At 31.5% G+C, this 8,271-nt stretch carries 11 protein-coding genes, 1 tRNA gene and 1 riboswitch; of the genes, 6 read left to right on the top strand and 6 right to left on the bottom strand.

What is annotated here, in order from left to right; all coding sequences use genetic code 11:
• Positions 1 to 6 precede the first annotated feature (6 nt).
• The 6 genes from RT412_RS14220 to RT412_RS14245 all read left to right on the top strand — a co-directional run bounded on the left by RT412_RS14220 (position 7) and on the right by RT412_RS14245 (position 3,657).
• Entirely contained in the window at positions 7 to 282 is a 276-nt protein-coding gene (locus tag RT412_RS14220) for a hypothetical protein (RefSeq protein ID WP_313344873.1), read from the top strand.
• Positions 283 to 298: 16 nt separating this feature from the next.
• Positions 299 to 688, top strand: coding sequence for a biotin/lipoyl-containing protein (locus RT412_RS14225; RefSeq protein WP_313344871.1), 390 nt, complete (start codon positions 299 to 301; stop codon positions 686 to 688).
• A 109-nt stretch (positions 689 to 797) separates the two neighbouring features.
• A complete protein-coding gene (locus RT412_RS14230; RefSeq protein ID WP_313344868.1) occupies positions 798 to 1,676 on the top strand; it encodes a DNA-processing protein DprA in 879 nt (292 codons plus the stop codon).
• 58 nt (positions 1,677 to 1,734) lie between these two features.
• Positions 1,735 to 1,814 (top strand) — tRNA-Leu (locus RT412_RS14235).
• Positions 1,815 to 1,972: 158 nt separating this feature from the next.
• Positions 1,973 to 2,479, top strand: a complete 507-nt coding sequence (locus tag RT412_RS14240) for a GNAT family N-acetyltransferase (protein WP_313344865.1) — start codon at positions 1,973 to 1,975, stop codon at positions 2,477 to 2,479.
• 94 nt (positions 2,480 to 2,573) lie between these two features.
• A riboswitch (cyclic di-GMP riboswitch) is annotated at positions 2,574 to 2,660 on the top strand.
• Between the two features lie 127 nt (positions 2,661 to 2,787).
• Positions 2,788 to 3,657 carry a transglutaminase-like domain-containing protein gene (locus RT412_RS14245; RefSeq protein WP_313344863.1) on the top strand — a complete coding sequence of 290 codons (870 nt, stop codon included), beginning with the start codon at positions 2,788 to 2,790 and terminating at the stop codon, positions 3,655 to 3,657.
• A gap of 38 nt (positions 3,658 to 3,695) precedes the next feature.
• Here the strand turns inward: RT412_RS14245 and RT412_RS14250 are convergent, their stop codons facing one another.
• From RT412_RS14250 to RT412_RS14275, 6 genes are read right to left on the bottom strand one after another with little or no spacing between them, the layout of a single operon-like run.
• Positions 3,696 to 4,754, bottom strand: a complete 1,059-nt coding sequence (locus RT412_RS14250) for a PilT/PilU family type 4a pilus ATPase (RefSeq protein WP_313345127.1) — start codon at positions 4,752 to 4,754, stop codon at positions 3,696 to 3,698.
• Positions 4,754 to 5,239 carry a hypothetical protein gene (locus RT412_RS14255; protein ID WP_313344860.1) on the bottom strand — a complete coding sequence of 162 codons (486 nt, stop codon included), beginning with the start codon at positions 5,237 to 5,239 and terminating at the stop codon, positions 4,754 to 4,756. Before RT412_RS14255 ends, RT412_RS14250 begins: the two co-directional genes overlap by 1 nt.
• Before the next feature lie 11 nt (positions 5,240 to 5,250).
• Positions 5,251 to 5,736: a hypothetical protein gene (locus tag RT412_RS14260; protein ID WP_313344857.1), complete on the bottom strand. Its 486-nt coding sequence runs from the start codon at positions 5,734 to 5,736 to the stop codon at positions 5,251 to 5,253.
• An 8-nt stretch (positions 5,737 to 5,744) separates the two neighbouring features.
• On the bottom strand, positions 5,745 to 6,233 hold the full coding sequence (locus tag RT412_RS14265) for a DUF4860 domain-containing protein (protein WP_313344855.1): 489 nt from the start codon (positions 6,231 to 6,233) through the stop codon (positions 5,745 to 5,747).
• A 12-nt stretch (positions 6,234 to 6,245) separates the two neighbouring features.
• Positions 6,246 to 6,536 (bottom strand): hypothetical protein, encoded by a 291-nt coding sequence (locus RT412_RS14270; protein ID WP_313344853.1) that lies wholly within the window; start codon positions 6,534 to 6,536, stop codon positions 6,246 to 6,248.
• A 13-nt stretch (positions 6,537 to 6,549) separates the two neighbouring features.
• Positions 6,550 to 7,608, bottom strand: a complete 1,059-nt coding sequence (locus tag RT412_RS14275; RefSeq protein WP_313344850.1) for a type II secretion system F family protein — start codon at positions 7,606 to 7,608, stop codon at positions 6,550 to 6,552.
• Positions 7,609 to 8,271: the final 663 nt, after the last annotated feature.

The raw sequence follows: 8,271 nt of genomic DNA on the forward strand, positions 1-8,271 counted from the left end.
CGACAAGTGAGTTTTTTTAGTAATTTGTTTAGAAAGAATAAGGAAGAAGAGCTGAGCACGATTAATACTAATTCTGAAATTGAAGATGAAGATGAGATTACAGCAGTAATTGCAGCTGCAGTTGCATCAATGAACGAGGAAGAAGAAGTCGCTGCTATAACAGCTGCAATATCATGCATTTTAGGAAAGAGCACAAGTGAATTTATAGTAAGAAATATAATTAGAACATATGAATTGGATTCAGTATGGGCATTAAAGGGCAGGCTGAAATTAATGAGATAATTGCAACGGAGGAAAAATGAAGAAATTTAACATCACAGTAAATGGCAAATTGTATGCAGTAGAGGTAGAAGAAGTAGGAGCAGGACAGGGAGGTTTTACAGTGGTTCAACCTGCACCGCAGCCTGTAGCACAACCTGCACCGGCAGCTCAAATAACTCCTAAAGAAGCAAAAGCACCGACAGGACCTGTATCAGGCGAATTAATAACAGCACCTATGCCGGGGACAATTTTAGATATTAAAGTAACAGAAGGTCAGGCTATAAAAGCAGGAGATATTATTTTAATATTAGAAGCAATGAAAATGGAAAATGAAATTGTAGCACCAAATGATGGAATTGTTAATAAAATTCACACAACTAAGTCATCTAATGTGAGCACAGGAGATGCACTTGTAACAATTGGCTAAATAATTAAATTTTCTTAACTCTTCTTTTCAAAAAGAAGAGTTTTCTTTTGTCTAATTATGTGTTAAAATGTAAAACACTATCTTTAGCATGATTAACAAGGGGTAAAAAATGATTAGCAATGAGGATATTATCAAGCTGCAGCTAATTGATGGATTAGGGAGAAAATCAATCAGCAAAATTTTAAGTTATATAGATTATAAGAACTTAAGATTAAACAACTTTTCTGAAATTGTAAAATTATTGAACAGTATTGGGATAAGAAAAGTACATATCGACATAAACAGAATTGAAGAGGAAGCTTTAAACATAATTGAGTCCTGTAAAAAAGCTAAATTAAAGATAATAGGAATATATGATAAGGAATATCCATGCAAATTGAGAACTATTGAAGATAAACCGCTGTTATTGTATGTTGACGGTGATGAAAATTTGCTTAACCGGGATAATAATATTGCTATTGTAGGTACAAGAAATCCTTCCCAGGAAGGTTACGAAATAAGTTCTATTTTTGCAGAAAAGCTTACCGAAGAACAATGCTGTATCGTAAGCGGATTAGCATCCGGCTGTGATGAAGCTGCTCATTGCGGTTGCCTGCAGGCAAACGGAAAGACGGTTGCAGTAATTCCTTCCGGTCATTTATATGCTCGAAAAGCAAACAAAGTATTATATAACAGGATAATTTTAAGCGGAGGAGCAATAGTATCTGAACTACCTCCTAACTTAAAGTCACAAAGCTATACATTTGTAGACAGGAACAGAATAATAGCAGCCATATCGGATGGAGTTATAGTTATTGAGGGAGGACAAAAGGGTGGTACATCACACACAGTCAGGTTCGCCTCATCTTACAATAAACCTGTTGCCTATACCACGAGCAACCATTTAAATATTGTACAAACATCACTATCAATTAATAATATAGAAATCATAGATAGTTTTGAAAAGCTGGTAAAATTTAAAAACAAAATATGTGAAAAAGGTGCTTGACAAAGTATTTATGTGTATAGTATAATCAATCTTGCTGTTAACGAAGACGGCAAATTGCGCGGATGTGGCGGAATTGGCAGACGCACTAGACTTAGGATCTAGCGCTTTAGCGTGGGGGTTCGAGTCCCTTCATCCGCACTATATAAAAAAACACGGAATATATATTTCGTGTTTTTTTATATATGTAACTGTTCGATGTTCAGTGATCGCTTTTATATACTGGTTATTATTCTTTCACAATCCATGGCTTAGCTTCATAACATGAAATATACCATTAAGTATTGTGAGGCGATCCAATGAATAAAATTGTTGAAACTAATAGATTGATAATCAGGGAATTTGAAGAAGATGATATTTCAAGTTTATATGAAATTGAAAGTGATAGAAAATTATTGGAATTCATTCCATGGTATAAATTAAGCACATTAAGCGAATGCAGAAGACAACTCAGGAGAATAATTGAAAACTATAGAAAAGATAAGCTTAACAGTTGGGCAGTTACTCTTAAGGATACCGGAGAAGTAATAGGAATAACTCAATTAATGTATTCTAATAAAATTAAAGCTGTAGAAATTGGAACAAAGATTTTGCCGGAATATTGGAGTAAGGGATATGCTTCGGAATTGACTAAAGCAGTCATTGAATATGGATTATATGAGTTAGATATAGATGAAATTGTTGCTGTAACGGACATTAATAATGTAGGAGCGATCAAATCTCTTGAAAATTGCGGCATGAAGTTTAAGAAATATGGATATTACAACGGTTCAGAATCGGCTTTTTATAGCGCTAAGCGTGAATAAAAAGAGATGTCTCTTTTGAAACAACATGTCGATTGGAATAAAATCATATTAAAATACTTATTGACAAATTTAGACATCCATGTTATTATGTAAACAATTAAATAGGCAAAATTTCCTAAAGGAAATGACGCAAAGCTATAGGGTCTAAGCCATGAAAATGGTATGACAGCCAGTTGCTGTATGTACGTACATTCGAATTATATGCTTTGCAATTTTTGCAAAGCTTTTTTTTCACTTACAGCATATGCGACTGACACAAATTAAAATTTGGGTCATCTGCTTATAGGAAAGTAAAAGAGGTCAAACGTATGAAAAAATTAAAAATAGTTCTATTCGCTTTAATATTAATATTTTCTTTTTCATCTGTTGTTTACGGTGCGGACATATATAAGGGTTCAAAATCAGAAATAGATGCTTCAAATGCAGCTGATGGATATATAAAAGTTAAATATTTAAATGAAACTACAAAAAAATTAAAGGTAATAATAGAAAAGGATTCAATTCAGTATACATATAATTTAAATAATAAGGGTGAGTATGATACATATCCGCTTCAGCTTGGAGATGGAAAATATAAAGTAAGAGTATTTGAAAATATAAGTGATAACAGATATGCAGCTAAGCAAGCTGCAGATATAAATGTGAAATTAAAGGATGAAAACGCTCCGTACTTAATATCAAGCCAGATGATTAATTATACTGCTGAGTCTGAAACGGTTAAGAAAGCACAGGAACTTACAGAAAACAAGACAAATGACTTAGAAAAAGTAGAAGCGATATATGATTATGTGATATCTAATATTGCATATGATAATGACAAATCTAAAAATGTAAAAAGTGATTACTTGCCTGATGTTGATGAAATTTTAAAGGAAAATAAGGGTATATGCTATGATTATTCGTCACTGTTGGCAGCAATGCTTCGTTCAAATTCAATACCCACTAAATTAGTAACAGGGTATTCGCAGAATCTAAGTGCATTTCATGCATGGAATGAAGTATATACAAAGGAAACAGGCTGGATTGCCTTAGATAAATTGTACTTCGACGGAAAGGAATGGAAGTTGATGGACTCTACTATTGCTTCCACCGCAAAGCAATCAAACAGCCCGCAAGTAATGGAATATACAAACAAACTTATTGATAGACAATATTACACAAAGAAGTTTGAGTACTAATGAAAGCCCCTTCTCCTCCTCAGGGGCTTTTATGCTGCTCATGTTAATTTCTTTAACATTAAATCAGGATCCATTGAATGCATTAGTGCATTTTCTTTATTTATCATATCTTTTTTATATAATTCCAATATACTTGTATCCATTGATTTCATACCATTTTCTTCTGATGAGTATATAACGCTGTTTAATTGATGAATCTTTGATTCTCTTATTAAATTTGAGATGGCATTATTTACGGTCATTATTTCAAAAGCAGGTATTCTGCCGTTTGTAGGCGATTGAATAAGCTGTTGGGATATAACTGCCTGCAATTGCATAGATAATTGAATTCTTATTTGCTGCTGCTGGTTTGCAGGAAATACATCAATGATTCTGTCAATGGTGTTTGCCGCACCGGTAGTGTGTAAAGTTGAAAGTACAAGATGACCTGTTTCTGCAGCAGTGAGAGCAATTTCAATAGTTTCTAAATCCCTCATTTCCCCGATCAATAAAACATCCGGTGCTTGCCTCAATGAGGACCTGAGTGCTGAAATATAGCTTTTAGTGTCCGATGAAATTTCTCTTTGGCTTACTATGGATTTTTTGTGTCTATGTATAAATTCTATAGGGTCTTCAAAGGTCATGATATGGCAGTTTCTTTCAGCGTTTATTCTATCGATTATACAAGCAAGAGTTGTTGATTTTCCACTGCCTGCAGGACCTGTTATTAAAATCATGCCCTTTGTCTTTTTATACATATTCATTACTGTCTCGGGTATTCCTAATTTTTGGGGATCAGGAAGCTGAAAAAATACAACCCTTATTACGGCCGCACAAGAATTACGCTGCATGTAAGCACTGACTCTGAATCTGCCAAGCTTAGGGATTGAAAATGAAAAATCAACATCACCTTTAGAATAAAGAACATCCATACTGTCATTTTTTGCTAATTTAAATATATCGTATATTATTACATATGATTGTTCTGCTGTAAGGGGAACCTCATTGAATGAAACAATTTCACCCATTATTTTGTATGATAAAGGGCGTCCCGCAACTATAAAAATATCTGAAGCTTTCTTTTCAATGGCATAATTAAATATGTCTATAATTTTCATCATTCAATACCTTCCCATAAGTCAATGTATTCTTCTTCATAAACAGGTAATTCAGCATTTGCTAAGTTCCAAGTCAGTATTTCGTATTTTGGTTTATTTGTTACATCATTTAAAACTCTTAGAGTTACACATATCTTTTGATTTTTATTACCATGAACTTCATAATATATTTTAAAGTCATTCTTATCATTATTTAATACAGTTACGTATTCTGTTCTTGATAACAAATCGGATAATCTATGATAGTAGCTATTAAGATCACCATGTGCTGCTTCAATCATAACATTAAAAATCTCAGACAATCTTTTTTCTGCATTTCCTTCTATTGTATAATAGTCAGAAGTCATTTCATGAGTCTTGTTAACTAATTTCAAATCCGAATAAGCGGTAGTAAATGACAACGTGGCAAAGACAGTTAAACATAGCACTACAAAGATAACTATCACCAACGTTCCACCCATTCCCATCGATATATTATTTTTCATAACAACCCCCGTTAATAGCTTGGGAAAAACTTATTAGTTTCTATTGTATATATAGCTTGATTATTATTGTTTTTATTTAAGAAAGGATAGGGCTTAATCCTCTCCGCTATCAGCTCAATATCCATTAATGTACCATTGTTGGAAAATTCATCTGATATGTTCACCGTAATGAAATATTCGTTGTCAACATCATTACTTAATTTCCAGCTTTTATCGTAAAAATTAATATATGTGTGTACATTATTTTCACTTTTTAAAAGCTTAAAGTTATGAAGCAGAAAATCCTCTGCTTCATCAGAGCTGTTAAGTGATTTAATTATTTCGATATTAGATTGAATTAAATTGCCGGCAATTACTTTATCATTGGCTTTTATTTGAGTAAATCTTGCGATAAAAAAGCAATTTAAGCTTATTACTCCGGCTATGGCAAAAATTAATACGGATAATATTATTTCGACCAATGTTACTTCTAAATTTATAGAAAATTTATTTTTCATATTTCACCCTATTGTTGATTGGAATTTACATTTATTATTAATTCTATATTTGATTTATCGTACTCTGCTATAAATTTATACAATTTATTATTTAACCTTTCGATTGAAAAACTGTCTACATTCATAATTTTCATACCGTCTTCAGGGTTAAATTGAATGTCTTCATCGGCAAACAATTCATATAATCCGTTATTATAATAATAAATCCATGTTTCATAATAATCACCGTCATATACTTCTTTTATGACTAAAGCTTGAATATCTCCTGACTTTTCTATTCTAACCGAATTTTCTTTATCGGCTTGTCTTACTTTATTTGCTATGTAAGAAAGAGATACACGCTTTGCATAATTATCTGCTCTGTCTTCATTTATATTTTCGTATATATTTTGACCAAGCAAAATTATCATTACAGACATAATAACAATAATCAGGAATAATAACATTATAAAGATTAGCTGGAATGAAAATTGTTTATTGTGGTTTTGACTAAGCATATTAATCCTTTCTTACTTTAAGAATATTTCAACTTCAGGCATTATGTTTGAAGCAAAAACATTATAGCTTATTACATATTTCTCATGGTCTACAATGAGTCCGTAATTATTTTCCAAATACTCTATATCGGGAGGATAAAATCCTTCTATTGCATAAGCTTGAACTGCACTTTTTATAATTGCATCTGCTAAAATATATGTTTTTTCATTATCTCTTTGTGTTTTTACATTTTCAACTGAGAAATAGAAGAAAAGTAAAAATACTAATATTAAGGTAATTGAATTAAAGACGTACTTTTTCATTTGGTACCTCCAATTAGCCGATTGATGACATTATATTCATTAATGGAAGCATAACTGATATTAATATAAAACCAATAACAACACATAGCGTTCCGACTAATACCGGCTCAATCAATGAAACAGCATTGCTTATTGAACGATCTGCTTCATTTTCGTAGATATTGGTTAATTTTTTCATAACAACGTCCATCTCACCTGTGCGTTGTCCCATATTAAGCATTTGAACATGCATGCTCGAGAATAAAGATAATTTAGAAATTGAATCAATAAAGCTTTCGCCTTTGCTCATTGATGTGCAGCATGCTTTAATATTGTGTTTCAGGAGCGGGTCCTCCACAACATCCAATAATATATCTATAGATTTATCAATATGCATACCGCTTGATAACAACAAAGATAAAGCAGAAGAAAATCTGTAAGCAGTTATCTTTTTCATTATAGATTTTGTAAAAATAAAATCATTTAAAAATTTTCTGATTGTTGACTTCCCGTTTTCAGTCTTATTTAATATGTATATAAAAACAATTAACAATAAAATAATTATAACTAATATCAATGTAAATCTGCCTATTAAAATTCCGGTAGAAAATGACATTAAGAACGAAACTTGTCCGATGGATTCTCCACCTAATTCATTTATCATATTTTCAAATATAGGAAATATCTTTGTAACCAATAATGCGATTACAAAAGACATCATAGCAAATAAAAGAGTAGGATAAAATATAGAACTTTTAATTTTACCCTTTAAAAAGTTCTCTCTCTCGTAGTAATCCGACAAGGAATTCATTACGTCATCCAATCTACCTGTAACACTTCCTATTTGGCTCATGTTTACTATATATGAAGGGAAGCACTTCGTGCTTTCCATTGCTTTATAAAGCGGTATCTTATTGGATAAATTATCTTTCAATAATTTCAGAACATTTTTTATATTTCCTTGTTCCATATCGTTGTACATCCATTCAATTCCATCAGCTATCAATATTCCTGATTTTAAAACCATTGCAATTTGCGAACAAAAATATGATAATTCCGAAGAGGACAGTTTTTTAATTGAGGTATTTTCCATTAGTTTCACCTGCTTCTAAATGTTTCTTTAATTATATTATAAGAGCTTTTAAAACTCAACATTATTATATATAATTTTACATATTTCGTAAAATACAGTAATCATTTTTAAGTATTTCAAAAAATATATAATTATAAAGTATCAAAATTTCTATTTTTCTATACAATAAATGTGTTATATAGATTGATGACAAAGTTAATTTTCTCAGTGGGGTTCAATCCCCCACTGAAGCCGTCGAATGACGGGAAGCCCTTATTGAAAAATGGAAATTAAAAATTCCAAATAGGGGATTGACAAAGATAATTAAGTAAGCTAAAATTAAAAAGCATTTCAATTCAGTTGAAAATCTACAGAGAAAATATGTAAAAACATAGTTGACAATAACATATAGTTGTGTTAAACTAACAAAGCTGTCGACGCAGACAGCAAAAACATAAGACAAAAAATACTTGACAACATATGTCTCGTATGATAAAATTTTATTCCTAACCGACAGGGAGCAACAAGAAAAAATTAACAGTTGACACCATCAAAAAGATGTGATAAACTGTTCAAGCTGTCTCAAGAGACGGCGAAAAACCGAACATAGACAATAAAACAGCATAAGAAACCTTTGAGTTCAAATAAATTGAACAAACAAACAAAGTAAAAAAAGCTAAGCGA

Source organism: Sedimentibacter sp., from assembly GCF_032080165.1.
Classification (GTDB): Bacteria; Bacillota; Clostridia; order Tissierellales; family Sedimentibacteraceae; genus Sedimentibacter.